This is a genomic window from Actinomyces sp. B33, from assembly GCF_028437565.1.
In the GTDB taxonomy this organism is placed as follows: Bacteria; Actinomycetota; Actinomycetes; order Actinomycetales; family Actinomycetaceae; genus Pauljensenia.
Genome location: NZ_JAMRYR010000003.1, coordinates 106433 through 132654, shown reverse-complemented (window position 1 = coordinate 132654; position 26222 = coordinate 106433). Strand labels below are relative to the sequence as shown.

The 26222-nt window shown below is 71.5% G+C and carries 24 protein-coding genes; 4 read left to right on the top strand and 20 right to left on the bottom strand.

Annotated features, from left to right (window positions below):
• Positions 1-68: 68 nt before the first annotated feature.
• Positions 69-761 carry a YczE/YyaS/YitT family protein gene (locus M3T53_RS05225; RefSeq protein ID WP_272433423.1) on the bottom strand — a complete coding sequence of 231 codons (693 nt, stop codon included), beginning with the start codon at positions 759-761 and terminating at the stop codon, positions 69-71.
• Positions 762-845: 84 nt separating this feature from the next.
• Here M3T53_RS05225 and cydD point away from each other — a divergent pair, with 84 nt between their 5' ends.
• From cydD to M3T53_RS05210, 3 genes are read left to right on the top strand one after another with little or no spacing between them, the layout of a single operon-like run.
• On the top strand, positions 846-2600 hold the full coding sequence (gene cydD / locus M3T53_RS05220; RefSeq protein WP_272433422.1) for a thiol reductant ABC exporter subunit CydD: 1755 nt from the start codon (positions 846-848) through the stop codon (positions 2598-2600).
• A complete protein-coding gene (gene cydC, locus M3T53_RS05215; RefSeq protein ID WP_272433421.1) occupies positions 2597-4351 on the top strand; it encodes a thiol reductant ABC exporter subunit CydC in 1755 nt (584 codons plus the stop codon). Before cydD ends, cydC begins: the two co-directional genes overlap by 4 nt.
• The gene (locus M3T53_RS05210; protein ID WP_272433420.1) at positions 4348-5991 is read left to right on the top strand and encodes a GAF domain-containing sensor histidine kinase; all 1644 of its coding nucleotides are present in this window, start codon (positions 4348-4350) and stop codon (positions 5989-5991) included. The genes cydC and M3T53_RS05210 overlap by 4 nt, the downstream gene beginning before the upstream one ends.
• Positions 5992-6120: 129 nt before the next feature.
• Here M3T53_RS05210 and M3T53_RS05205 read toward each other — a convergent pair whose 3' ends face one another.
• The 9 genes from M3T53_RS05205 to M3T53_RS05165 form a co-directional block, all read right to left on the bottom strand.
• Positions 6121-9750, bottom strand: coding sequence for an alpha-L-fucosidase (locus M3T53_RS05205; protein ID WP_272433419.1), 3630 nt, complete (start codon positions 9748-9750; stop codon positions 6121-6123).
• A 381-nt stretch (positions 9751-10131) separates the two neighbouring features.
• The gene (locus M3T53_RS05200) at positions 10132-10746 is read right to left on the bottom strand and encodes a response regulator (protein ID WP_272433701.1); all 615 of its coding nucleotides are present in this window, start codon (positions 10744-10746) and stop codon (positions 10132-10134) included.
• A gap of 99 nt (positions 10747-10845) precedes the next feature.
• A complete protein-coding gene (gene rnc / locus M3T53_RS05195) occupies positions 10846-11571 on the bottom strand; it encodes a ribonuclease III (RefSeq protein WP_272433417.1) in 726 nt (241 codons plus the stop codon).
• Positions 11571-12122: a YceD family protein gene (locus M3T53_RS05190; RefSeq protein WP_272433416.1), complete on the bottom strand. Its 552-nt coding sequence runs from the start codon at positions 12120-12122 to the stop codon at positions 11571-11573. Before M3T53_RS05190 ends, rnc begins: the two co-directional genes overlap by 1 nt.
• Positions 12115-12828, bottom strand: coding sequence for a hypothetical protein (locus tag M3T53_RS05185; protein ID WP_272433415.1), 714 nt, complete (start codon positions 12826-12828; stop codon positions 12115-12117). The genes M3T53_RS05190 and M3T53_RS05185 overlap by 8 nt, the downstream gene beginning before the upstream one ends.
• Positions 12829-12859: 31 nt before the next feature.
• Complete coding sequence (gene coaD, locus M3T53_RS05180; protein ID WP_272433414.1) at positions 12860-13333, bottom strand: pantetheine-phosphate adenylyltransferase; 474 nt, start codon at positions 13331-13333, stop codon at positions 12860-12862.
• 9 nt (positions 13334-13342) lie between these two features.
• Entirely contained in the window at positions 13343-13981 is a 639-nt protein-coding gene (gene rsmD, locus M3T53_RS05175) for a 16S rRNA (guanine(966)-N(2))-methyltransferase RsmD (RefSeq protein ID WP_272433413.1), read from the bottom strand.
• A 42-nt stretch (positions 13982-14023) separates the two neighbouring features.
• Positions 14024-16183 (bottom strand): ATP-dependent DNA helicase RecG, encoded by a 2160-nt coding sequence (locus tag M3T53_RS05170; RefSeq protein ID WP_272433412.1) that lies wholly within the window; start codon positions 16181-16183, stop codon positions 14024-14026.
• A gap of 1 nt (position 16184) precedes the next feature.
• Positions 16185-17804 carry a hypothetical protein gene (locus tag M3T53_RS05165; protein WP_272433411.1) on the bottom strand — a complete coding sequence of 540 codons (1620 nt, stop codon included), beginning with the start codon at positions 17802-17804 and terminating at the stop codon, positions 16185-16187.
• A 215-nt stretch (positions 17805-18019) separates the two neighbouring features.
• On the opposite strand from M3T53_RS05165, the gene rpmB reads away from it, so the two are divergent.
• Positions 18020-18211, top strand: coding sequence for a 50S ribosomal protein L28 (gene rpmB / locus M3T53_RS05160; protein WP_272433410.1), 192 nt, complete (start codon positions 18020-18022; stop codon positions 18209-18211).
• 278 nt (positions 18212-18489) lie between these two features.
• On the opposite strand, the gene thiL is transcribed toward rpmB, so the two are convergent.
• The 10 genes from thiL to M3T53_RS05110 all read right to left on the bottom strand — a co-directional run bounded on the left by thiL (position 18490) and on the right by M3T53_RS05110 (position 26191).
• A complete protein-coding gene (gene thiL / locus M3T53_RS05155; protein ID WP_272433700.1) occupies positions 18490-19476 on the bottom strand; it encodes a thiamine-phosphate kinase in 987 nt (328 codons plus the stop codon).
• Positions 19477-19577: 101 nt separating this feature from the next.
• On the bottom strand, positions 19578-20429 hold the full coding sequence (locus M3T53_RS05150; RefSeq protein WP_272433409.1) for a TrmH family RNA methyltransferase: 852 nt from the start codon (positions 20427-20429) through the stop codon (positions 19578-19580).
• Positions 20430-20436: 7 nt separating this feature from the next.
• Positions 20437-20817 (bottom strand): 50S ribosomal protein L20, encoded by a 381-nt coding sequence (gene rplT / locus M3T53_RS05145; RefSeq protein ID WP_272433408.1) that lies wholly within the window; start codon positions 20815-20817, stop codon positions 20437-20439.
• Between the two features lie 29 nt (positions 20818-20846).
• Entirely contained in the window at positions 20847-21041 is a 195-nt protein-coding gene (gene rpmI, locus M3T53_RS05140; protein ID WP_154478621.1) for a 50S ribosomal protein L35, read from the bottom strand.
• Positions 21042-21083: 42 nt separating this feature from the next.
• Positions 21084-21713 carry a translation initiation factor IF-3 gene (infC, locus tag M3T53_RS05135; RefSeq protein WP_272433699.1) on the bottom strand — a complete coding sequence of 210 codons (630 nt, stop codon included), beginning with the start codon at positions 21711-21713 and terminating at the stop codon, positions 21084-21086.
• A gap of 300 nt (positions 21714-22013) precedes the next feature.
• The gene (locus M3T53_RS05130) at positions 22014-23270 is read right to left on the bottom strand and encodes an MFS transporter (protein WP_272433407.1); all 1257 of its coding nucleotides are present in this window, start codon (positions 23268-23270) and stop codon (positions 22014-22016) included.
• Positions 23267-24052 (bottom strand): SseB family protein, encoded by a 786-nt coding sequence (locus M3T53_RS05125; protein ID WP_272433406.1) that lies wholly within the window; start codon positions 24050-24052, stop codon positions 23267-23269. The genes M3T53_RS05130 and M3T53_RS05125 overlap by 4 nt, the downstream gene beginning before the upstream one ends.
• The gene (gene priA, locus M3T53_RS05120; protein WP_272433405.1) at positions 24049-24786 is read right to left on the bottom strand and encodes a bifunctional 1-(5-phosphoribosyl)-5-((5-phosphoribosylamino)methylideneamino)imidazole-4-carboxamide isomerase/phosphoribosylanthranilate isomerase PriA; all 738 of its coding nucleotides are present in this window, start codon (positions 24784-24786) and stop codon (positions 24049-24051) included. Before priA ends, M3T53_RS05125 begins: the two co-directional genes overlap by 4 nt.
• A gap of 89 nt (positions 24787-24875) precedes the next feature.
• A complete protein-coding gene (gene hisH / locus M3T53_RS05115) occupies positions 24876-25508 on the bottom strand; it encodes an imidazole glycerol phosphate synthase subunit HisH (protein WP_272433698.1) in 633 nt (210 codons plus the stop codon).
• Positions 25508-26191 (bottom strand): hypothetical protein, encoded by a 684-nt coding sequence (locus tag M3T53_RS05110; RefSeq protein WP_272433404.1) that lies wholly within the window; start codon positions 26189-26191, stop codon positions 25508-25510. Before M3T53_RS05110 ends, hisH begins: the two co-directional genes overlap by 1 nt.
• Positions 26192-26222 lie beyond the last annotated feature (31 nt).

The window sequence follows — 26222 nt, the reverse complement described above, 5'->3', positions numbered from 1 at the left end:
GCGGCCCCCGCCCGTCTTCATCACGACGGCGGGGGCCGCGCCGCATCGGCCCGCCCCCGTCCTCGCGCCTACGCCGACGGCGCCCCGGACGCGGACGCCGCCCTCCTCCCGAGGCGCCCCACAGATGAGGCGACGAATCGGCGATTGATCGGCAGGAACACGCCCGCCACCATCCCCACGAGGACCATGCACACGAGGGTGCCGAGCCCCACTGTGGCCGACAGGAGGAAGCCTCCGAGGACGAAGAGGCAGTCGGTGACGATCTTGACGACGGAGAACGGCAGACCCGACCGGTCCGCGAGGACCACCGCCACCAGGTCGTTGGGCCCGGTGCCGGCGTCCGAGGAGATCACGAGGGTCATCCCGTAGGCCAGCAGCACGCACCCGACGACCACCATGGCCAGGCGCATGGCCGTCGACGGCTCCACCGGAATCCACGATCCCATCAGGAACCGCCACAGATCGATGATCGGACCACCCAGCGCCATGCACACGAACGTCCCCGCCTTGACGTACCCGCGGTCGACGACCAGCAGGACGACGATGATGAGGACGCACAGCGTCATGTGGACTCGCCCATGGGTGATCGCTCCCCCGCCCGCCACGGGGTCGAGGACCCGGAAGACTCCCTGGACGAGCACGTTGAACGGGTCGGAGCCCAAATCCGCCTCGAGGAAGAACGACACCCCCAGATGGGCGATCGTCAAGCCCACGAGGAGCAGGACCAACCGGACCGCCTCCTCCCTCAGACCACGGCTCATCGGCGCGTCCTCCCCCTCATCCGCGATGGCGCCGCCACGGCAAGCGCGCCTCCTCGAGGAACTGTATTACGGCACAATAGGCGGGTGCGCCCATTCGATCCGCGATTGCTCCGCTACGCCCGCTCGGCCCGTCGGCATATCCTCCTGACCGGGGTCCTCGGCCTGGCCACCGCCGCCCTCGTCATCGTCCAGGCCCTCCTGATCTCCGCAGCCGCCTCCCCCGTCATCACCGGGGAGAAGGCGCCCGGCGACGTCGTGCCCCTGATCTGGGCGCTCCTGGGCGTCGTCGTCGCCCGCGCCCTGGCGGTCGCCGCGCGCGAGGCGACCGCCCACCGCGGAGCCGACGCCGCGATCCGCGACCTGCGAGCCGCCGTCATCGACCGGGCCGAGGCCCTCGGACCCCGATGGCGCGCCCGTCACGGCGCCGACACGACGACCCTCGTCACCCGCGGCCTCGACGACCTGGCCCCCTACTTCGTCAAGTTCCTCCCCCAGCTCTTCCTCGTCTCCACCGTCACCCCCCTCGCCCTGCTGACGATCCTCCTCCTCGACTTCTGGTCCGCCCTCATCGCCCTCGTCGTCCTCCCCCTGATCCCCGTCTTCATGATCCTCATCGGACGCTTCACCCAGGACGCCTCCGCCGCCAAGCTCGCGTCGATGGAACGGCTCGGCTCCCAGCTCCTCGATCTCATGGCGGGCCTTCCGACCCTGCGGGGCCTGGGCCGCGAGCACACCCCCCGGTCCCACCTGCGGGCCCTCGGACGGGCCAACACGCGCACGACGATGTCCACCCTGTCCATCGCTTTCCTCTCCGGCGCCGTCCTCGAATTCCTCGCGACCATCAGCGTCGCCCTCGTCGCCGTCGAAGTGGGCATGCGCCTGGTCCACGGGAACATCGACCTCTTCAGCGGCCTGGCCGTCATCATGCTGACCCCCGAGGTCTTCGAGCCCCTGCGCCAGGTCGGCACGCAGTTCCACGCCTCCGCCAACGGCGTCGCCGCCGCGAACTCCGCATTCGCCGTCATCGAGGAGCCCGGAGACTCTCTTCGGACCGCAACCGCGCCGGACGCCCGAGTCAGCACCATCGTCCTCGACTCCGTATCCGTCGCCGCCCGCGGCGCCTGGGCCCCGGCCGGCCTGTCCGCGACGATCCGCCCCGGAACGGTCAGCGCCCTCGTCGGGCCCTCCGGCGCGGGGAAGACCACCACCGTCCAGACGATCCTCGGAGTCGAGGATCCCACCCTCGGCCGTGTCCTCCTCGACGGCCCCGACGGCCCCGTCGACCTGGCCGACGTCGACCGCGAGTCGTGGTGGAGCCAGATCACCTGGGTCCCCCAGAACCCGACCATCGCCCCCGGGACGATCCTCGACAACCTCAACGCCGACGAGGCCGGCCCCGACCTCGTGCGGGCGGCGCGCGCCACCGGGTTCCTCGACGTCGTCGACTCCCTCCCCGACGGCTGGTCGACCCGCATCGGCCTGGGCGGCGCCGGTCTGTCGGTCGGCCAGCGCCAGCGCCTGGCCCTGACCCGCGCCCTCCTCGACGACGCGCCCCTCGTCATCCTCGACGAGCCCACCGCCCACCTCGACGCCGTCAGCGAGGACGTCGTCGTCGACGCGATCCGCGCCCTGCGCGGCTCGGGCCGCACCGTCCTCGTCATCGCCCATCGCAGCGCCGTCGTCGCCCTCGCCGATGAGAGGATCCGGGTCGAGACGCGCAGCGCCGACGACGCCGAGATCGCCGCCCACCCCGGCCTGACCCCTCAGGCCCAGGCCCCGATCACCGCCCCCGCCCTGCCGGGCTTCCTCGACCCCGCCCTCCAGGAGGGCCCCCGATGATCCGACTCCTCACTCCCTCCGAACGAACGGCCCTGCGCCGCATCCTCCCCCTCCTGAGGATCGACCGGCGAATGCTCGCCCTGTCGATCCTCATCGGGTCCTGCGGCTTGGGCTCCGCGATCGCCCTGAGCGCGACGAGCGCCTGGCTCATCGCCCGCGCCTCCGAGCAACCCCCCGTCCTCTACCTGACAGTGGCCGCGACCGCCGTCCGCCTCTTCGGCGTCTCACGGGCGGTCCTGCGCTACTGCCAGCGCCTCGCCTCCCACTCGGTCGCCCTCAACGGGATGGACGCGCTGCGACAGAACCTCTACGCGCACATGTCGCGCCGGCGCACCGACCGCCTGACGATGCTGCGCCGGGGGGACCTCCTCGCCCGCACCGGGGCCGACGTCGACGACGTCGGCGACCTCGTCGTCAAGACGATCCTGCCCGCCGCGGTCTGCGCGGTCGTCGGCATCGGCACCGTCATCGGGATGACCCTCCTGTCCCCCGCCACCGGCCTCGTCCTCGCCCTGTGCCTCCTCCTGTCCGGCGTCGTCGCCCCGGTCCTGTCGATGCGCGGCGCCCGCCTCGCCGAAGCCGCATCGAGGCGCGCCCGAACCGAATTGGCCGCCTCGACCATGACGATCATGGACGGCGCGACCGAACTCCAGGTCTCCGGGGTCGAACCCGTCGTCCGCCGCACCCTGGCGCGCACCGAGGACGCCCTGACCGCCGCGACCTCGCGCGCCTCGCGGGTCCTGGCGATCGCCGCCGGCGTCGACCGGCTCGCGATGGGTCTGGCCGTCGTCGCCGCACTCGTCATCGGCGTCCCCGCCACGGCCTCCGGATCCCTCGCCCCCGTCCTCCTCGCCGTCATCGTCCTCACCCCCCTCGCCTCCTTCGAAGGCACGGCAGAGCTCGGCCCCGCAGCCGCCCAACTCGTCCGCTCGGCCGCGGCCGCCGAACGGATCGCCGCCCTCCTCGGGGAGGACGAGCCCACGGCCGAGCACGACCTGCCCGCGGGCGCCGCGCCCGCCGTCGAGGCCCGGGGGCTGTCCATCGGCTGGCCCGGCGGCCCCGTCGTCGCCGAGGGCATCGACCTCGACCTGCGGCCCGGGCGCAGGATCGCCCTCGTCGGCCCCTCCGGCATCGGCAAGACGACATTGGCGATGACCCTCGCCGGGATGCTCGAACCGCGCGCCGGGCGCAGCCTGATCTGCGGGGTCGACGCGTGGGGGGCCTCGCGCGCCCACGCCTCCTCCGTCGTCACCGTCACCGCCGAGGACGCCCACGTCTTCGCCACCACCGTCTACGAGAACCTCCGGGTCGCCCGCGTCGACCTGACCCGCGACGACGCCGCCGCCCTCCTCGCCCGGGCCGGGCTCGGCCCCTGGCTCGCCGACCTGCCCGACGGCCTCGACACCCTCATCGGATCGGGCGGGACGACCGTGTCCGGCGGCGAGCGCCGACGCCTCCTCATGGCCCGCGCCCTGGCCGCCCCGGCCCCCCTGATGATCGTCGACGAAGCGGGCGAGCACCTCGACGCCGCCACCGCCGACGCCCTGATGGACGCTCTCCTGGCGGCCGACCCGGCGCGCGGGATCCTCGTCATCACCCACCGGCTGTCGGCCCTCGAGGCCGCGGACGAGGTCGTCGTCCTCGACCGGCAGGGCCCCGGCCCGGCGACGATCGTCGCCCGGGGCCCCCATTCGCGTATCGTCGAGAGCAGGGCCTCCTACCGGTGGGCCGTGGAGCAGGAGAACCGATGAGCCCAGACCGCACCGACCTCGCCCTGCTGCGGGCCGCCCTCGACCTGACGAGCACCCTCGACCTGCAGGCGGCTCTCCAGAGCTTCGTCGACCAGGCGTGCGCCCTGACCCGCGCCCCCCACGGGGCGCTGTCCGTCCTCGACACCTGGGGCGCCACCTCGATGCTCATCGAGCACCACGACGCCGCCCCCCTGCCGCCGGCGCCCGACGCCCTCGTCTCGAGGATCCCCCGCACCGGGCATCTCCTCGTCAACACCCCCGACGACATCGACGACGTCGTCGTGCCCGACGGCGCCCCCGCGTTCCTCGGCGTCTCCGTCCTCGTCCACGAGCAGGTCTACGGGCGCCTCTACCTGACGGGCAAGCGCGGGGGCTTCGAGCCCGCCGACGCCGCCGTCCTCGCCGCGTTGGCGCCCGCCGCCGGCGTCGCCGTCGAGAACGCCCACCTCTACGCCGACTCCACGCGCACCGAGAGGTGGATCTCCGCCTCCCAGTCCCTGACGACGACGATGCTCGAGGGCGCCGACGAGGAGGAGGCCCTCGAGCTCATCGCCCGGACCGTGCGCGAGGTCTCCCGGGCGGATACCGCGATCATCGTCCTGCCGTCGGTGGGCGACACGTGGGCCGCTGAGATCACCGACGGCGTGGGGGCCGCCGACCTCCTCGGCCTCGTCTTCCCCCCCGAGGGGCGGGCGATGTCCGTCCTCAACGAGGGGACCGGCATGATCGTCGACTCGATGGCGCGCGCCCAGACGATGCGCGTCCCCGAGCTGTCGGCGTTCGGTCCGGCCCTGTACGCGCCCCTGCGCTCGCGCGGGCACTCGTCGGGGGTGCTCATCCTCCTGCGGCGGATCGGATCGCCGGAGTTCGACTGGTCGGAGCTGTCCCTCGCCGAGTCCCTCGCCTCCCAGGCGACCCTCGCCCTCGAGCTCGCCTCGGCCCGGCACGCCGAGGACGTCGCCACGCTCCTCGACGAGCGCGACCGCATCGGCCGCGACCTCCACGATTTCGCGATCCAGCAGCTCTTCGCGACGGGCATGCAGCTCGACGCCGCCAAGCAGAAGATCGCGGGCGGCGACATCGACCCGGGGTCCATCGAGGAGCTGCTCGATCGGTCCTTGGCCTCGATCGACGAGGCTGTCCGGCAGATCCGCGCGATCGTTCATAATCTGCGCGAGCGCGACCAGGCGGTCGGCCTCGTCGAGAGGATCCGCCGCGAGTCCTCGTTGACGCGGGCGGTCCTCGGCTATGCGCCGTCTCTTCTCATCACCCTCGACGAGCGGCCCATCAACGACGACGAGGACACGGAGCTGGCGACCATCGAGGATCTCGACGGCCGCGTCGACGACGATCTGAGCGACGACGTCGTCGCGGTGGTGCGCGAGGGGCTGTCGAATATCGCCCGGCACGCGCACGCGACGGCGGCCGCCGTCAGCATCGATGTGTCGGGCCACGGCGAGGCCGGTCGGATCAGTGTGAGGATCGCCGACGACGGCCGCGGCATCGATCCTCATCGGACGCGCAATTCCGGGTTGGCGAACATGGGCGAGCGGGCGCGGCGCCACGGCGGCCTCTTCGAGGTCGAGCCGGGCATCGGCGGTCTGGGCTCGCAATTGTCCTGGGAGGCGCCGCTGGGCTGAGCGCTCACCGATCGCGTGCCGTCGGCGTCGGGCGGGGCGCGCGACGGGACGCCTCCGGAACGAGGTGGGGGCGGGGATCCCGTGTGGGATCCCCGCCCCCCGTTTCCGGTGCTCAGCCGATGCCGGGCATCAGCTCCTGCGGCGGCGCAGCGCGACTGCTCCGGCGAGGGCGCACAGACCGCTCAGGGCGGCGAGGGTCATCGCGTCCGATCCCGTCGTCGCCAAGGAGGATCCTTTGGGCGACTTGGGACGGGTCCTCTGATCCGCTGGAGCCCCGTGTCCCCGGGTCGCGTCCGTCGACGCGTCCTGGGAGGGGACGGGCGGGGTCGGTTGACCCGGCTGGATCGCGGCCCTGATGGTCACGGCCGCGACGGCGTGCCATCCGGCCTCGTTGTCGACGAGTTCGACGTGGTGCTCGCCGGCGGGGACGGTGGTGGGGATCGTGTAGGTGAACACGACTGTCCCGTCCGCTCGGACTTTCGCGGTTCCGATCGTCATCGGGTTGGAGTGCAGGGTCGCCTGGACCATGTGGCCGGGGATGAAGCCCTGTCCGGTGATGGTGAGGATCTGTCCGTGGGCGATCGTCGCCTTGTCGAGAAGGACCTTCACGTCTGACGCCGGGACGTCCGGGGTCGGCTTCGGGGTCGGCTTCGGGTTGGGTGCCGGGTTGGGATCCGGGTTGGGTGCCGGGTTCGGCTTCGGGTTGGGTGCCGGGTCGGGATCCGGGTTCGGCGCGGGATCGGGATCCGGGTTCGGTGCCGGGTCGGGATCCGGATTCGGTGCCGGGTCGGGATCCGGGCTCGGTGCGGGATCGGGATCCGGGCTCGGTGCGGGATCGGGATCCGGGCTCGGTGCGGGATCGGGATCCGGGCTCGGCGCGGGATCGGGATCCGGATTCGGCGCCGGCTGCGTCGACGTGACGATGAACTCGACGAGTCCCGACTCGGCCTGTCCCGCGGCATTGACCGCGACCAGCCGGACGATCGCGCCGTTGAACTCCTTCGTCAGTTCGACGAGGATCGTGTCCGTCGTCCCTTCGAGCGGCTCCCACTCGGACTCGCCGGCCCTCTTGATCTGCCATTGGATCTGAGGCTCGGGATCGCCCGTGACCTCGGCCGACATCTCAACGGTCATGCCCTCGGGAGCCGTCACCGTCCGGAACTCGCCGTCACCGGCCATCGTCATCTCGCCCTCGCCCATCGCGAAGACGTCAATCGAGGAGACCGTCGGCTCCTCCTGCGCGGAGACCGCAGCGAACACCTCGACTTCTGCCAGGGCGAACTCGCGGTAGCCGCCGGGCTTGATCACCCGGATGTACCGGGCGCCGAATCCCTCGAAATCGATGATCGATGGGCGCTCGGCGACCCCCGGGACCTTCACCGCGTTCACCGTCTCATTCGATTCCAGAGTCTCCGGATCGATGCCGTCAGTGATGGGCTCGGTGGAGGCGACGACCCAGAAGTCGGAGAGCCGATTCGCGCACGGCGTGCCGTGACAGTCGTCCGCAGGATCTCGGTTCCACACCTTGACGAGTCCGATGGGATGAGTCTGCGCCAAGTCGACTTGCCACCACGGGTTGGCGTTGAAACCGGTGTGAGCCACCGATCCGTGGTCCCAGACCCCGTCCGTGTTCCCGTCGACGGCCCGGGAGGGGACGCCGCCCCATCCGGTCGACGACTGCGTCGCCTCCTTCCCGAGGGCGAGGTTGTCCTTCGACTTGGCCACGGTCAGCGTGGCCGGATTCGAGGTCGCCGATCCGTGGGCGTTCGTCGCGACGACGTAGAAGAGGGCTCCGTTGTCTTCCTCGCTCGCCGTGAAGCTCAGGGTCGGCGAGGTCTCCCCCTCGATCGCCTCGGCTTGGGCGTCGGCGGAATCGCGTCTGTACCACTGGTAGGAGGCCGCCGGACGGGAGGCCGCCGCCGCGATGAAGACGACTGTCTGGCCGGCGTTGACGAGTTGATCCGACGGATGGTGGCGGATCACCGGGGGGCCCGCCACCAGGGCTTTCTCGGAGGCCTCGACCCTCATCGACAGGTCGTTGAGTCCGAGCGCCTGCGCGTAATAGGGAGGATCAGCGAGTTCGACTCGGATCCTCGTCACCGTATTGGGTGCGAGCGCCAGCCCGTCGCCGAAAGGACCGGCTTTGAGTTGAGCGCCGGTCATCACGACCGAGGTCGATCCGTAGGAGACCCGGTACTTGACCGAATCCTTGAACGAGCCGGTGAGGGTGAGCTGCACGTCCTCGTAGGTCTTCCCCGAACGGTCGACGATGTAGGCGTCGACCGCGACCGCACCCGTGCCCTTCGCCGAGTTCCGGGAGATCATCTTCGCCTGGGGGATTGTCGCCGTGCCCTCGTCGAGCTCGACGAGGGTCGTGGGCACGTAGGTCGGCTCGGCGCCGAAGGAGACCTTGATGACCGAACGGATCTCATCGGGGGCCTGCCCGGCGAGGGTGATGCGCAGCGTCGTCCCCTCCTGCTGGAAGACGAGCGGGGCTCCAGTCCCGTCGACGGTCACCGACTGGACGCGCGTTCCCACCCCTTCCAGGGTGAGGACATCGCCCTCGCGCCACGTGTTCGGGAAGAGGTGCAGGTCGTTGCCCTTGGTCGTGATGCGGCCCCAGGACGGAATGGGGAACCACGTCGCCTTCGCCCCGGTGATCGCGTCCGGGTGGCGCTTCATCCACGCGGCGAGGTTGTCGAGGACCTTCTGATCGAATGGGTCGAAAGAGCCGTCTCCCTTGGGGCCGATGTTCAGGGCGAACTGGCCTCCGCCCGAGATCGTCGTGATGAGGCCATTCGTCAGTTCTTGGGACTTCGGCAGGATGTTCCCCTCTCGACGGTCGGCCCGGCGATCGGTGCAGTAGCTCCAGCAGTCGCGGAAAACCGACAGGATCGACTCCCAAGGGCCAATACGGAAGTCCCGGGGAACGTAGTTGTCTCCCCCGACCTCGAAATCGCCCTTGTCGTTCCACACCCGGGAATTGACCATCGTGTTGGGCTGGTGGGCGTGCACCCACTGGGCCATGCGCTGCGACTGGTCGGCGGTGGGGCCTCCCATGTCGAACCAGAACTCGGCGATGGGGCCGTACCCCGTCATCAGCTCGTCGATCTGCGGCTTGATGATCGACGTCATCATCTCCTCGCTGATCGGATTCGTATTCCGGTACGGCTCGGCCTCGTGCTGCGTCCAGTCGATGATCGAGAAGTAGAACGCCAGCTTGACGCCGACCTTCGAGCACTCGTCGGCGAGCTGCTTCATCGGGTCCTTGCCGAAGGCCGTCTTCTTGACGACGTTGAAATCTGTCGTCTTCGTGTCCCACATGGCGAAGCCGTCATGGTGCTTGGTCGTCACCATGACGTAGTTCATCCCCGTGTTCTTGGCGGTCTGGCAGATCTTCGCGGCGTCCCACTGGTCCGCCGTCATCTTCGCCGCCTCGGCGAGATAGTCCTCGTCGGAGATCTTCAACCACGCCTTGATCTGCTCGGGATAGCCGATCGTCTGAGCCTGGCCCTTGAAGGACCCTTCGAACATCGAGTAGACGCCCCAGTGCATGAATAAGCCGAATTGGAGGTCCTGCCACGCAGAGACTTTCTCGACCGGGGAGTTCGGGACCGCTGCGGGAACGCCGATCGTCGCGGCCGGCTCCCCCTCACCGGGAGGTTGATCCACTGGTTGCGCGTATGCGGGTCCGATGAGGCCGCCGATGCCCAGGGCAGCGGCCAACATCGTCCCCAGAGCGGTTCTTCTGAGGTTCACGCGTTGTCCTTTCAGAGCACAATCGTTGATGGACGTCGTTGTCCCGCCCTCGTCATTGAGGGACCCTTTTACGTTAGCGCTACCGAAACCGCGCGCGCAGTCTTTTCACTCATGAAAAACAAACGGATCCCGTTGTGCCCCCGGCAGCAACGGGGCGCTCCTCTTGGGGTTCACCGGGTGAAGTCCCTCCTCAGAACATCCACTCAGCACCACGTTTCCCCTGAAAACGAACATTTCCCACGAAAAACAGACCCAGAATTTCGTTTTCCGGGGAAATCATTAGGCGTGATGTCCAGGCCGGTCGGCTCGGCTCGACCTGAGGCCCACGAGGCGCCCTCGACGCTCACGCGGCAGACCGGCCAACCTCACCAGACGTCACGCCTAGTTCCTCCACGCGGCGGCCCGCTGGCCCGCCACCCACGCGGCCACCTGGGTGCGCCGCTGAAGCCCCATCTTCGACAGGAGAGAGGTGATGTGGTTCTTCACGGTCTTCTCCGCCACGCCGAGCCTCTCGCCGATCTCCCGATTCGACAGGCCATCGCCGATGAGATCGAGGACCTTGCGCTCCGACGGCGTCAGATCCGCCGTCGGATCCTCGTGATCGGCCCGACGGCGCGTCAGCGTGCGCTCATCGAGGAGGACGCGGCCGCCGGCCACCGCCTTGATGACATCCGTGATCTCCGCCCCGCGCACCGTCTTGAGGATGTAGGCGCGGGCCCCCGCGGCCAAGGACTCGGCCAGGGCCTCGTCGTCGTCGAAGGACGTCAGGACGATCGGGAGGATCTCCGGATGCGTCTGCCCCAGCGATTCCATGATGTCGATCCCCGTGCCGTCCGGCAGCTGCAAATCGACGAGGATCACATCGGGTCGGACCAGGTCGGCGCGACGCAGCGCGTCCTCGACCGATCCGGCCTCCGCGACGACCTCAAGCTCATCGGCTCGGTCGACGATCTCGGCGATCCCCCGCCGGACGATCTCATGATCGTCGACGATCATCACGCGGATCTTTGCGGGCGCAGTCACATTCTCACTCACCCGAGCATCCTAGCCGGTCACGGGGCCGACCCGCGGCCCGTCACCCGACGCGTCCGAGGATCACACCGACTCCGGGTCCATGCGCTCCATCGCATCGCGAGCGGCGGCGTTCTCCGCGTGCTTCTTCGACGACGCCCTCCCCTCCCCGACCGGCCCGGAGACACCGGACAGCAACACCCGAGCGGTGAACACCCGCTGATGGTCGGGTCCCTCGCCCTCGACCTCGTAGGACACCTCCCCCAGACCGCGGGCCTGGGCGTACTCGACGAGGATCGTCTTCCAATCCTGATGCTGGCCGCGCGAAGGGGCGTCGGCCAGGAGGAAGTCCAAGTGGGCGAGGACGACCCTTCGGGCAGTCTCGATCCCATGGGTCAAGTAGGTCGCGCCGATCAACGCCTCGAAAGTATCCGACAGGATCGACGGCTTATCGCGACCGCCCCCCTGCGACTCCCCCTTGCCCAGCGAGATGAACGCCCCCAGGTCGATCCGCCGGGCCGCCTGCGCCAACGGCTCCTGGGAGACCGTCGCCGCCCTCATGCGCGACAAGTCCGACTCGGGGACCTCCGGGTGATCCCGGTACAGGCGGTCGGCGATGACGATCGACAGGACCGAGTCGCCGAGGAACTCCAGGCGCTCGTTGTTCGCGATCCCGCCCGCCTCGTTCGCGTAGGAGCGGTGGACGAGGGCGAGGGACAGCAGACCGGGATCGATGTCCGCCCCCCACGCGCGCACGAGCGCGTCGAGATCGGTGCGCGGGGGAACCGGCAGCCTCTTCGCGCGGGCCATCAGTCCTGCTCCCTCGCGTCGGGCAGGAGGGCAGCGAGCGAGGCCAGGCGCGGGTCGATCGACTCGTGCCCGTGGTCGTCGGGCAGGTCCTCCCACTTGAGCCCGCACACATCGCACAGGCCCGCGCAATCCGGACGGCACAGGGGGCGCTCGTCGACGAGAGTGATGATCGCATCGCGCACCTGCGTCTCCACGTCGACGGTGTCGCGCGCGCCGATGACGAACACGTCGTCCCCGTCGTCCTCCGCAGCGGCGCGAGCCGCCGCCGGCTCGACGTAGACCTCCGCCGAGGACACGTCGTGGTGGGCGCGGACCTCGTCGAGGCAGCGCACGCACTCGCCGACGAGATCGACGCTCGTCGCGATCTGGACGAGGACGCCGTCGTCGACGCTCGTCAGGTCGACGGACAGGTCGACGGCGTCCCCCTCGGGCACCGCCATCGCCGGGGTCCCCAGATCGTCCGGAGCGGTCCACGCGATGTCCTCGTGGCGCATCGACCCCAGGGCCCGCGGCAGGGCCGCCAGGGAGACGAGGAGCCGGGGATCACTCATCGGCCAGCTCGATATCGGTGACATCGACCCCGTGGCGCTCGGCGATGGTCCTGCGCCCGGCGTCGGTGCGCCGCTGGAGGTTCGACAGCAGGCCCGACAGCTCGGACAGGGACTTGGCGACGTACTCGTCCGCCCCCTCGCGCAACGAGGCCTCCTCCTCGCGGGCCCGCTCGACGATCTCACGGGCCCGGTCCTCGGCCATGCGCGTGATGTTCTCCGTGGAGATCAGGCGCTCGGCCTGATTCGACGCGTCGACGAGGGTCGCCTCGGCGTCGGACCGAGCCTGGGCTCGGGTCGCCTCGGCCTCCTCATTCGCGCGGGTCACGGTCCGCTCAGCCTCCTCCCGGGCGTTGGCGAGGATCTGCTCGGCCTTCTCGTTGGCGGATTCGAGCGTCGACGTCGCGCGGCTGTTGGCCTCGGCGATCGTCGTCTCCGCGGCCGAGTCCGCGCGCCCGAGGACGGCGTCGGCATCGGCGACGACCGCGTCCGCGGCGATGAGGTCCTCCGGGAGCGCCTCACGGGCCTGATCGAGCAGATCGAGGATCTCGGCCTTGTTGAGCATGATCGTCGCGGACAGGGGAACGGCCCTGGCCGCCTCGACGAGGTCCTCGATCTGGTCGAGGGCGGCGATGACGGTGGACGGGCCGTAGACCGTCGGCTCGTCCCAGCCCTGGTCGTCGGCGGTGGTCGGCTCGGGATTCGTCATCTGGTCCTCCAAGGTCCATGGGTTTCCGGCGTCAGCGCCCATTGTCCGTCATCCGCCCGGCGATCGTCGCGGGAACATACCGCGAGGCGTCCTTTCCCAGGGCGAGCAGCTCGCGCACGAGGGAGGAGGACACGTGCGACAGGGCCGAGCGCGTCGGCAGCCACACGGTCTGCACCCCGCCGATCTCCCAATTCGCCTCGGCCTGGGCGCGCTCCCACTCGATGTCGGCCCCGCCGCGGATCCCCTTGACGACGAGGTCGGCGCCGACCTCGCGCACGGCGTCGACGAGGGCGCCGTCCATCGCCATCGCCTCGACCCCCGGCAGGTGGGCGGTGGCCTCGCGGATCATCGCGAGGCGCTCGTCCGGGGCGAACCGGTAGGACTTGCGCGGGTTCGTCCCCTGGGCGACGACGACCCGGTCGGCGAAGAGGCACGTGCGCTCGATGACGTCGAGGTGGCCCAGGGTGATCGGGTCGAAAGAACCGGGGATCATCGCGCAAATCATGGGACCACCCTATCGGCCGCCGCACACCGGGGCGGGCCCGTCATCGACGATCCCCTCCCGCGCCGCTCCCCCGTCGTCCTCGTCGCCGCCCACCGGGGGGCCCGCGAACCACATCGCCGTCTCCCCCCACCTCCGATGATCCTCTCGCACGAGGAATCCCGGCCATATCGGCTCCGGACTGCGCGCCGAACGCTCGACGACGACGAGAGCATCGGGGCGCAGCCACGGGCCGAGGACGGCGAGGACCTGCGCGAGCCGCTCCTCCTCGACGTCGTAGGGGGGGTCGATGAGGACGAGGTCGACATCGCCGCCCAGCTCCTCCCCCGAGCGGGCGGCGAGGAACGCCCGGGCGTCCGCGCAATGGACGCGCGCCCCCAGGCCGGTCGCCCGGATGTTCGCGGCGATGACGCGCACCGCGGACGAGGCGCGTTCGACGAGGTCGACGCGCCCGGCCCCCCGCGACGCCGCCTCCAGGCCGAGCGCCCCCGACCCGGCGTACAGGTCGAGGACGACGGCCCCGTCGATCGCCCCCATGTGGTCAAGCCGGGAGAACAGCGCCTCGCGGACCCGCTCCGACGTGGGACGGGTCCCCTTGGCGGGGACGGCGAGGGGACGGCCCTTCGAGGAGCCCGCGACGATCCGAGTCATGGCGACACTCTACGGGCCCCGCCCCACGCCCGCCGCCGCGCCTCAGGAGCGCTCGAGCCACACGAGGGAGTCCCCCGACCGATCGGCGATCGCCCGGCGAAGCTCCGGGCGCCTCGACAGGTCGGGGTCCGCCGCGACGATCCCGTCCGCCAGCGTCCGCGCCGCCTCGATGATCGCCGCGTCTCGGCGCACCGAGAGGAACTCCAGGTGCGAGGACCGGCCCGACTGGTCGGCGCCCAGCACGTCGCCCTCGCGCCGCAGCACCAGGTCGGCCTCGGCCAGGGCGAAGCCGTCGGTCGTCGACGCGAAGGCCTCCAGGCGCTCGCGTCCGGCGGGGGTGAGCTCATGACGGTGGACCGCCATGCAGATCGACGCCGCCGACGAGCGACCGACCCTCCCGCGCAGCTGGTGGAGCTGGGAGAGCCCGAACTGCTGGGCGTCGACGATGACGATCATCGTCGCCTCGGGCACGTCGACGCCGACCTCGACGACGGTCGTCGCGACGAGGACCGGGGCCGCGCCCGAGGCGAACTCCTCCATGATCCTCGCCTTGTCCTGGGCACCCGTGCGGCCGGTGAGCTCGCGCACGCCCGTATCCGCCAGCGGCGTGCGCGTGCGGATATCCTCAGCGACCGCGCTCACGCTCGCCAACGGGGGGCGGCGAGCACCCGACTCGTCCGCGTCCGAGTCGGCGACGGCCTCGTCCTCGTCGATCCTCGGGCACACGACGTAGACGCGCCCGCCCCGGTCGACCTCCTCCCGGGCCCGTTCCCACAGGCGCCCCATCCACGCGGCGTTGGCCGCGTCGACGAGATGGGTGGCCACGGGCGAGCGGCCGGGCGGCAGCCCCGTCATCCGCGTTTCGTCGAGGTCCCCGAAGACCGTCATCGCGACCGTCCTGGGGATCGGGGTCGCCGTCATCACGAGCTGATGGGCCGCCCGGTCGTGCGACGAGCGCAGGCGGTCGCGCTGGGCGACCCCGAAGCGGTGCTGCTCGTCGACGACGACGAGGCCCAGATCGGCGAAGCTCACCGAGTCCTGGAGGAGCGCGTGCGTGCCGACGACGATCAGGGGCGCGCCCGAGCGCATCGCCTGATCGATGTGGCGTCGGGTCGCCGTGGGCGTCGACCCGGTGAGGAGGCGCACGTCGAGCATCGGGTGGTCCGCCGTCAGAGGTTCGACCATCCGGGTGATCGAGGAGAAGTGCTGCTCGGCGAGGACCTCCGTGGGGGCGACGAGGGCCCCCTGGTGGCCGGAGCCGACGACCTGCATCAGGGCCGCGAGCGCGACGACGGTCTTGCCGGAGCCGACATCGCCCTGGAGGAGCCGCTGCATGGGGCGCTCCTCCTCCAGGTCGGCGCCGATCTCGTCGACGGCGCGCCTCTGGGCGTCGGTGAGGTCGAAGGGCAGGGCGCGCATGAGGGCGTCGAGGAGGGCGTTTCCGGCCCGCGGGCACGCGGGCGCAGATCGGGCTGCCGCTCCCTCGCGGGCCAGGACGAGGGCGGTTTGGAGGATCAGGGCCTCCTCCCAGGCCAGAGCGGTGCGGGCGATGCGGTGGTCCTCGTCGGTCTGGGGGCGGTGGAGGAGCCTGAGGGCGCGGGCCTTGGTCGGCAGGCCGTGCTCGGCGCGAGTGGTCTCGTCGAGGACGTCGGGCACGTCGGAGTCGTCGAGGGCGTCGAGGGCCATGCCGATCGCTCGGGCGAGCCTCCACGAGGTCAGACCCGAGACGGACGGGTAGATGGGGATCGGGCGCTCGGCGTGGCGGCGCAGGCCCTCCTCGTCCCCGTCGGCCCCCTCGAAGCTCGGATGGGTCAGGTGGAGGCGCCCCCGGTAGGAGCCGACCTTGCCGGCGAAGAGGAACGAGGCCCCGGGGACGAGGAGGCGCTCGTGGGGGATCAGCTTGTACTGGTTCTTGGCGAAGAAGGTCGCGCCGATGCGGTCGGAGCCGTCGGTGAGGTCGACTTCGAGGCGGACGCCGGCGCCGGACCGATTGGCCACGAGCCTGGTGGAGGCGACTTCGGCGAGGATCGTCACGTCGTCGCCGTCGCGCAGGGAGGACAGGGGGGTCAGCCTCCCCCAGTGGTAGTAGCGTCGGGGCGCCAGGGCGAGGAGGTCCCCGACGGTGGCGACGCCGACGGCGTCGAGCTTGCGGGCCAGCGCCTGGGGGACGCGCAGGCCGATGGGGGTGTCGAGGGCGTTCACGTCAGGCGAGCCCTTGGAGGAGGCTGGGGCCGGGCTGCCCGCCGTCGCGCGTGTCGATGTCGACGACGGCGGGCGCCTCCAGGGCGAGCATCTGACGGGCGGTGGCGGCCACGAGGGGGCCGTCGGCCCCTCGGGCGACGAGGAGGCGGCAGCGGATCGAGCCCTTGGCGCGGACACGGGCCGCGGCGGCGGCCATCGCCTCGTCGTCGAGGGCGTCCGGGATGGGCGAGACGACGCTGTCGGCGAGGGCGGTGCGGGCGGTGTCGCGCAGCATCGTCGTCATGGTACCGGCGACGGCCCTCCCTCCGGGCTGGGGGACGAAGAGAGGGGCGCAGGCCTGGGCGACGAGGAGCGCGGACAGGTCGTCGGCGGTATCGGCGAGGATCAGTCCGGGGCGGGGCCCGCCCTCGGAGTCCGCGGCGGGGATCATCGGGGCGATGGAGGAGGCGAGTCGGGCGCTGGCCTCGTCGCAGGGGGCGATGAGGGCGATGCCGGTGGAGGACGAGGCGGCGGCCTGCCACAGCCCGGCGGCGTCGTCGGCCGCGGGGTCGAGGAAGACGATGGCGCCGGCGCGGGCGAGGTCCTCGACGAGACCGGGCGCGCGCGTGCAGGCGATGACGCGGGCCCGCTCGACTCGGCGGACGGGGCGGCGCTCGAGGAGCCGGACGCCCCGGTGGGTCAGGCCCTCGTCGGCGAGGTCGTCGACGCCGATCTGGTCGTCGGGCCGGGCGTCGGCGACTTGGAAGCGCAGGATCCTGCCGGCGCGCGGGAGGGCGGCGAGGGGGGCGGAGGTGTCGACGTGGAGTCGCCACTCCCCCATGCCGAACAGGTCGACGCGGCCGACGTAGGAGGTGCGCGCCCCCAGGGAGTCGAGTCGGCCGACGACGTCCACGAGGTCGGAGGGCATGCCCTGGACGATGATGTCGACGGTGAAGCCGCGTCCGGGCGGCGGGGCCTGGGGCGAGGGGGCGCCTCCGGTGGAGGCGGCGAGGTCGGCGAGCATCTGCGCAAGGGATTCGAGCATCGCGGGGTCGTCGCGGACGGACGAGTCGAGGCAGGTCAGGAGGAGGGCGAGGACGGCGCCGCCGGCGTCGATGCGGCCGGTGCGGTCGTTGGTGGCCTCGACGAGCCCCATCTGGGCCTGGGCGGAGAAGCGGGAGATGATGTCGTCCTCGTCGGGGAGGGTGTCCCCGAGCCCCGCGAGGTCGTCGCGCGCGCCGGCGAGCATCGTGGAGACGGCGGCGGACGCGTCGATGCGGGTGATGCCCTCGTCGGGGAGCGAGCGGAGCATGCGCCGCAGGGAGACGGGGGTCGGGGCGGCGTCGGCGTCGAGGGAGGCGGCCCAGGTCGCGAGCAGGCCCGTCAGGAGGGAGGAGACGTGCCCGACGCCCCGGTGGATCCCCGCGTCGACGGCGATCTCGAGCCCGGACAGGAAGGTGGCGCGCGGGTCGAGCGCTCTGAGCGCGGCCGACATCGCGGCGAAGGTCTGCGCTGCGTTGGCCCCGGTGTCGCAGTCGGATCCGTCCCATCCGTCGAGGTCGTTGAGGAAGGGGGCGAGCCGATCGGCTTCATCGGCCGCGGACGCCAGGGCTGCGGCGAGGCTGGAGGCTGTCAGTGGCACTGTTCCCTCGGTTCGATCGACGGTCTCGGGCGTGTCGTACATTGTCGCTTCCCTCGATCGTTGTGTGCCACCTGACACGCATTCGCGGCGGTGGCGACTTGGTGGGACCTGTTCGGATCCGTTACGCTGTCATAGTTGCCTGCGGTGGGGTTCCACCGTTGAATGACCGTCCCGCTCCCGGCGGGGTTGACTGCAAGGAAACCGAGGAGAACATCGTGGCTGCCGTTTGTGACGTGTGCGGTAAGGGACCCGGCTTCGGCAAGAGCGTGTCGCACTCGCACGTTCGCACCAGCCGTCGCTGGAATCCGAACATTCAGCGCGTTCGCGCCCTGGTCGAGGGGACTCCCAAGCGCCTGAACGTGTGCACCAAGTGCCTGAAGTCCGACAAGGTCGTTCGCGCGATCTGAGTCGGCCGTCCCCCGTCATCGGGGATGGGAGCAGAGGGGCCCGCCGTACGGCGGGCCCCTCCTCGTTCCTCCGGAGCCCATCGCCGGGTACCGAGCCTCGACGAGGATCTTCCCGTTTCCCGTGCGCCCGGTCATCGGACACGCTCGTCGCCTAAGGGCCGAGGAATGCGGTCAGTCGACGATTCGAGTCCCGCGCAGCTGCGGAGCGCGGATCGTTCCCCGCCTCCTGCCACGGCGCTCCTTCACGAAGGGCGCGCCGCCGGTGGTGGAGGAAGCGATCAGTCGTTGGCGAAGTGGTCCCACAACCCGTGGAGCTCGCGGCCGTGGAAGAGGATCGCCGGCCGTTCGCCGTCGCGAGGGGCCCGGATCGTCCCCAACGGGGCGTACCCGTCGGGCAGCGGGGTATCGGGGCCGAAAGCCGCGAGCATCCCCTGGTCCTCCCCTCCGCCGAGCACCCATCTGAGTGGGTCGGCGCCGATCATGTCGGCGACGGGGCGAAGACGCTGCGCGTGGACCTCCAGCAGCTCCTCGTCCAGTTCGATGACGACTCCGGAGGCCCGCGCCATCCGCCCGCCGTCCATGGCGATCCCGTCGGAAAGGTCCATCATCGCGTGGACCCCTGCGGCGGCGGCCGCGGGCCCCGCCTCCAGCGGCGGCGTCGGCGCCCGGTAGGCGTTGAGCGCGTCGGCGAACACCCCCATCGACGCCTCGTCGCGGACGGCCGGGTCGATGTGGCCGCCGAGGAGCAGATCGAGGCCGGCGTAGGACAATCCGATGGGGCCGGCCGCCGCGAGCACGTCCCCCGGCCGGGCGCCCGAACGGGTGATCGGATCCGCCTCGCACCACCCCATGGCGGTGATCGACAGGACCATCTTCTCCCCCGCCGACAAGTCTCCTCCGACGACGCCGGCGCCCGCCGCGCGGGCTCGCTCCCCCAGGCCCGAGACGAGTCGCATCAGCCACTCGACCTCGGTGTCGGGCGTGAGGACCAGGGTGACGACGAGGGCCGACGTCCGCCCCCCCATCGAGGCGATGTCGGAGAGGTTCTGCGCGGCGATGCGCGCCCCGATCTGCTCGGGGTCCGACCACGCGCGGTGGAAGTGCTGGTCCTCGACGATGACGTCGGTCGTGACGACGAACGACCCCTCCGGCGAGGCCACCTGCGCGCAATCGTCGCCGATGCCCAGGAGCGTCCTGTCGCCACTGGGTAGGATTTCCTCGAAACGGCGAATGAGTTCGCTCTCGCTCATCTGTGCCACGCGCATCATGGTCACAGGGTAATCGACGGCATCGGCGTCCGCGGATGCCCCCTCGTCGTGAGACGACGGATCTCATCACGGGCGCGGATCTGACGCGCCCCGCGGGCTCAGCCGCGCGCGAGGGCGCAGTGCTGGGAGGCGAAGAGGCACATGGCCGCCGCCGACGCGACGTTGAGGGACTCGGCCTCCCCCGTCATCGGGATCGCCACGAGGAGATCGCACAACGCCATCTCCTCCTCGGACAGGCCCCGCGCCTCATTGCCGAGGACCCACGTGTGGGTCGCCTCCAGCGGCGAGCCCGCGCCGCGCTCGGCGGCGCGGACGAGGTCGGAGAGGGACTCGGTCCCCGCTCCTCCCGAGGTGCCGAGGACCACCGACCCCCATCGGCGTTGAAGGGCGATCGCCTCGTCCAACGAGGCGGCCGGAACGATCGGCAGGTGGAAGACCGACCCGGCCGAGGCCCGCACGACCTTCGGGCCGCGCACGTCGACCGTGCCCGAGACGGCGACGACGGCAGCTGCCCCCATCGCGTCAGCCGTTCGGATGATCGTCCCCACGTTGCCGGGATCGCGCCCCTGGGCGAGCAGGACGATCGTCGACCCCGGAGCGGGAGCCGCGGCCGCGTCCTTAACGGCGTCGAGGCCCACGACCGCGAGGATCCCCTGGGCGTCGGCGCTCATCGCCGCGGCGACCCCGTCGCTGACCTCGTGGACCCATCGGGTCGCCTCCCGGGCCTCCCGAAGGATCCGAGGATGGCGGTCGGCGGCGGAGCGCGTCAGGTAGACGTCGCGCACGGCTTCGCGCCGGTGGCGGACGACCTCGCGCACCGCCTGAGGCCCCTCGACGAGCATGAGGCCCGAGCGCGAACGCGCCGAGCGCCCGACCAGTCCCGCGACCCTGCGCACCCTGTCGGAATGCGGGTTGTCGAGGACGGGCGGGCGCCCGGCGGAGAGGCTCACGCGCGCGTCAGGCCCTGGGGGCGTTGACGTCGGCGGGCAGCGCGTCCTTGGCGACCTGGACCAGGGCGTTGAACGCGGCGATGTCGTTGACGGCCAGCTCGGCGAGCATCCGGCGGTCGACCTCGACACCGGCCAGGGACAGGCCCTGGATGAAGCGGTTGTAGGTCATCCCCTGGGCGCGCGAGGCGGCGTTGATGCGCTGGATCCACAGGCGGCGGAAATCGCCCTTGCGGGCCTTGCGGTCGCGGTAGGAGTAGACGAAGGAGTGAGTGACCTGCTCCTTGGCCTTGCGGTACATGCGCGAGCGCTGGCCGCGGTAGCCGGAGGCCTGCTCGAGGACTGTGCGACGCTTCTTCTTGGCGTTGAGTGAACGCTTAACACGTGCCATATGTGTTCATATCTCCTAGTTCGAGCCGGTCACTTGCCGAGCAGGCGCTTGACGCGCTTGACGTCGGCGGTCTCCAGGACCTGATCGGTGGCCAGGCGGCGGGTCTTGCGGGAGGACTTGTGCTCGAGCAGGTGGCGGGCGCCGGCCTGCTCGCGCATGATCTTGCCCGACCCGGTCACGCGGAAGCGCTTCTTGGCACCGGAGTGAGTCTTGTTCTTCGGCATCTCTCTTATTCCTTCTTCTCAGGCAACGGCGTCGCGTTGTCTTCAGTCGTTCTCCGTGGCGGGCGCCTCGGCCCGGGCCGACCGGGCCTGGACCTTGCTCGATCGCTCGGCGCGCTTATCGCGGCGCTCCGCGCGCTCGGCCTCGCGGCGCTTGCGCTGCTCGTTGAGGGCGTCGGCCTTGCGCTTGGTCGGGGCCAGCACCATCGTCATGTTCCGCCCGTCCTGGCGGGGCATCGACTCGACCGTCGCCAAGTCGCCGATCTCGTCGGCCAGGCGCTGGAGGAGGCGGACGCCGGCCTCGGGGCGGGACTGCTCGCGGCCTCGGAACATGATCATGACCTTGACCTTGTCGCCGGCCGACAGGAAGCGCTCGACGTGGCCCTTCTTGACGCCGAAGTCGTGGTCGTCGATCTTCAGTCGGAAGCGGATCTCCTTGAGCTGCGTGTTCGCCTGGTTACGGCGCGCGTCGCGGGCCTTCTGGGCCGCTTCGTACTTGAACTTGCCGTAATCCATGAGCTTGGCGACCGGCGGCTTCGCGTCGGGCGCGACCTCGACGAGGTCCAGACCGGCCTCCTCGGCCAGGCGCAGCGCGTCCTCGACGCGGACGACGCCGACCTGCTCCCCTCCGGGTCCGACGAGGCGAACCTCGGGGACGCGGATTCGCTCGTTGATGCGAGTCTCGCTGATGGGTGGCTCCTTCCACGGAAACTTCTCCGGGGCAACGAAAAACCTCCGCTGCGCCCGATGCGCGCGGAGGTCCGCCCGTGCAGCCGACGCGCGAAAGCGCCGACCGCATGAACCCGATCCCCTCGCGTCCGCCGAGACGGCACCTCGATCCTCGCGGATCGAGCGGGGATCCAGGTGGGATTCTCTCCGCTTGCATTCCGGGCGCTCGCCCGGACGGTCGGATCCACACTACCAGCGGGCCGAGCCGCCGGCCAAACCACTGCCCCGCGTCGGCGGTGGACTGCCTCACACGCCGGCGTTCGCGCGCGGGCGCCCCTCCGTCTGCGCCCGGCCCCGGCCCAGCGACGCGACGACGACCGCGAAGAGCAACGGCACCAGGGCCGACAGGAGAACCCCCGTGCGCAGCCCCGTCCCCCCGTCATCGGGCAGAAGCGCCGACACCGGGGCGAAGGTGACGGCGGCCGCCTCGGAGATCACCCCCGCGCCCGACGGGCCCAGCGTCGCCCCCGTGTCGCCCGCGAGCGCCAGGACCGCGAACATCGCCGCCCCGCCCGTCGGGAAGCGCGCCGCCGTCAACGAGAACGTCCCCGGCCACATGAGGGCCACGAAGACGCCGCAGCCGGCGCACGCCAGAAGCGACGCCACCGGCGCCGACGACACCGCGCAGATGAGATAGCAGACCGCCGCCCCCAGCCCCGAGGCGATGAGGAGCCTGCGCAGATCGACGGACGCGCCCAGAGTCGCGTGCCACATGCGCCCCAGGCCCATGAGGAGGGCGAACAGGCCCGGTCCCAGGAGGTCCCCCACCTGCTTGGGCATCCCCGTCGCCGACTGGGCGAAGAACGACGACCACTGCGACATCGTCAGCTCCGACGCGCCGCCCATCGCCATGAGCGCCAGGAGCGCGAGGAAGACTCCCGAGGCCCCCAGTTCGCGCAGCGGCGTGCGCTCGCCATCGGGGATCGCCGGCGGCATCGGCGCGCGCAGGAGGATCAGGCCGTTGACGACCGGGACGATCGCCCACAGGAGCGGGAGCATCCACCACCTGCCCTCGCCGATGACGGCGAGGAGCCCCGTCGTCACGAGGACCACGCCGAGCTGTCCCCAGCAGTAGAACGAGTGCAGGAGCGCCATCCCCGCGGCCTTCGACCGGTCGGACTCGGGGATGTGCTCGACGATCGGGCTGACGACGACCTCCAGGAGGCCGCCGCCCACCGCGTAGACGCTGATCGCCAGGCACAGCCCGACGAAGGGCGACGCCAGGACGAGGGGCAGGACCGCCAGGGCGATCAGTCCCAGCGCCGAGCAGGCGTGCCCGGCGACGATCGCGCGGCGATAGCCGACCCGGTCGATGACGCCGATGGCGACGAGGTCCGTGAGGAGCTGGACCGCGAAGTTCAAGGAGGCGAGGAGCCCCAACCTGGCCACGTCGATGCCGTAGGCCTGATGGAGGACGATGAACAGCAGGGGCGCGAGGTTGTTGACGATCGCCTGGACGACGAAGCCGACATGGCTCGCGCGTCGGGTAGTGGCCCAGGTCATCGGGCCTTCCTCCGCTCAGCCCGGACCGGGGTCAGCTCGATGCGGTCCGCGGCCGCCGCCAGGCGCGGGGAGGCCCCCACGGCCCGCACGGCGGCGTCGACCTCGACGCGGGCGTCCGCGCGCGGGTAGTCGGGATCGACCTCGATCTCGACGCGGGTCGTCCCCTCCCCGGCGTAGCGGACCCTGACGTCCGTCACGGGCCCGCCGCCCGCACCTCCGACGCCGGCGAGGCGCCGCAGTTCCGAGGCGAGCTCGGCGTCGCGCCACGCGGGCAGCCAGCGGTCGCCCTGGGCGAGGGCGGCCGTTGCCGGACGGGGCACGAGGACGGCCGCCCCCGCCGGGTCGACGAGGAGGCGCCCGGAGGTCTCGACGAGGGCCGCCAAGCAGGCGCGGCGCGCCTCGAGGGCCATCGGCCGGTCGCCGGGTCGGTCAGCGGCCAGCGACTCGGCGCAGGTGTAGACGGCCAGGGCGGGTCCGGCGGCGGCGTCGACGCGGACGAAATCGATGTCGAACCGGTCCGGATCGGCGTTCGCGTGGACCCCGGCGACCCTCGGGTCTGCCTCGACGGGGACGGGGACGATGACCCTCTCGCTGCCCAGCGCCTCGACGAGGGCCTCCAGGCGGGCCGCCCCGCAGTCGTCGGCCGCTCCCACCGCCAGCGCGGCCGCCGTCATGGGCAGCGCCTGACCGACGTCGGAGCGGTCTCGGCTGCGCATCGCCAGTCGTTGGGCGAGCTTCGCGCGCTGCTCCTCGGTGAGGAGGGGTCCCGTCGCGCCGCTCACGGCCGGTCCTGGGGGCCGGCGACCGCGAGCGCCTCGGCGAGGGTGAAGCGCCCGGAGTACAGGGCCTTGCCGATGATCGCGCCCTCGAGGCCGGCGCCGACGAGGCCCCGCAGCGCCTCGAGGTCGTCGAGGGACGAGACCCCTCCCGAGGCGACGACGGCCGCGTCCGTGGCCGCGCACACGCGGGCGAGGAGGTCGATGTTGGGCCCCGACAGCATCCCGTCGCGCGACACGTCGGTGACGACGTAGCGCGCGCAGCCGGCGGCGTCGAAGCGGGCGATCGTCTCGAACAGATCGGGGCCCTCGGTGGTCCAGCCCCGCCCCGACAGGGTCTCGCCCCGCACGTCGAGCCCCAGCGCGATGCGATCGCCGAACCGGCCGATGACCCTCTCGGTCCACTCGGGGTTCTCGATCGCCGCCGTTCCGAGGTTCACCCGCCGGGCGCCAGCGTCCAGCGCGCGGCGCAGGGACTCGTCGTCGCGGATCCCGCCCGTGAGCTCGACGTCGATCGGCAGCTGAGCGGTGATCGACTGCAGCAGGGCCGCGTTCGACCCCCGGCCGAAAGCCGCGTCCAAGTCGACGAGGTGCAGCCACCGCGCCCCCTCCTCGACGAAGGAGCGGGCCGCGTCCAGCGAGGCGCCGTACACGGTCTCGGTGCCGGCCTCGCCCTGCGTGAGGCGGACCGCCTGGCCGTTGACGACATCGACCGCGGGCAAGAGGATGAGTGCCGGCATGTCGGGCCTTTCAGTGGGGGGATCGCGCCTCGGCGGATCGCTGGTGGACGGTGGAAGAGGAGGAGGCCCTCTGAGCGGGAGGCCGGGCCTTAGAGCGAGGCGATCCAGTTCTCCAGCAGGGTCAGGCCCGCGTCCCCGGATTTCTCCGGGTGGAACTGGGTGCCGCACAGGGGGCCGTTCTCGACGGCGGCGACGAATCGCGACGCCCCGTGGACCGCCCAGCTCGTCAACGGCGGGGTCGTTCGCCCCCCGTCGAGCAGCGCCGCGGGGTCGTCGACGGCGGCGTAGGAGTGGACGAAGTAGAAGCGCTGGTCCTCCACCCCCCTGAACAGGACGGACCCCTCCCCCGCCTCGACCCTCGACCAGCCCATGTGGGGGACGACGGGGGCGTCGAGGAGGAGGACCCGTCCGGGCCACTGCCCCAGGCCCTCGTGCTCGCCCTTCTCCGCGGACCGCTCGAACATCACCTGAAGGCCGACGCACACGCCCATGACGGGCCTGCCGCCGGCCAGTCGCCTGTCGATGAGGCGCGGCGCGTCGACGGCCCGCAACTGCGCCATGACGGCGGCGAAGGCCCCGACCCCGGGCACGAAGAGCCCATCGGCCCCCAGGACGGCGTCGGCGTCGGCGGTCAGCTCGACCCGGGCCCCGACCCGTTCGAGGGCCCGGCACGCCGAGCGGACGTTCCCCGATCCGTAATCGAGGACGACGATGCGCGCCATCACGACCCCCGTCTCTTCGTGAACCAGCCGATGGGACCGCCGGGGCGTCGCCTGGCGCCCTGGGAGGACACCGAATCGCCGTAGTCGCCGGGGCGGGTGCGCCCCAGGAGGAGGTCCTCGGCGGCCTGCGGCATGGCCCCGAGGAGGACGCCCGCGGGGATGGGGTCCTCGGGCCGGCCGGCGACGTACCGCTGGGCCGTGATCCGGCCGGACACGCCGGGCTCGGCGCCCTCGCCCTCGACGAGCCACGACATGAGGGCGACCGCCCCGTACTTCGACAGGCGCGAGACGACGCGCGCGACCGCGTCGACGGCCTCGGGCATCGGCTTGGTGTCGGCGAGCAGGTCGTCGAACTCGTCCTCGGCGGTGGGACGCGTCTCGACGCGCAGCCACACCCCGGTCCACGGCTTGAGGCGGACGACGGATTCGCGGATCCCCGTCAGGGACAGGAGCGAATGGAGGGCCTCGGGCGAGGAGATCGGCGCGAGGACGAGGCCGACCGAGAGCCGACCCCCCTCCAGGTGGAGGGACTCGTCGACGGGGATGTCGTCGGCGTCGCGACCGTCCTCGGCGGGTCGCCCGCCCGCGTCGGGCCCCTCCGCCGCGTCGAGGCTCCCGTCGGAGTCCTCCAGCCCGGCGACGAGGTCGCGGAACTGCGCGTCGATGTCGTCGTGGTCGTTCATCACCGCCCCTTCCCGATCAGGCCACTGTAGC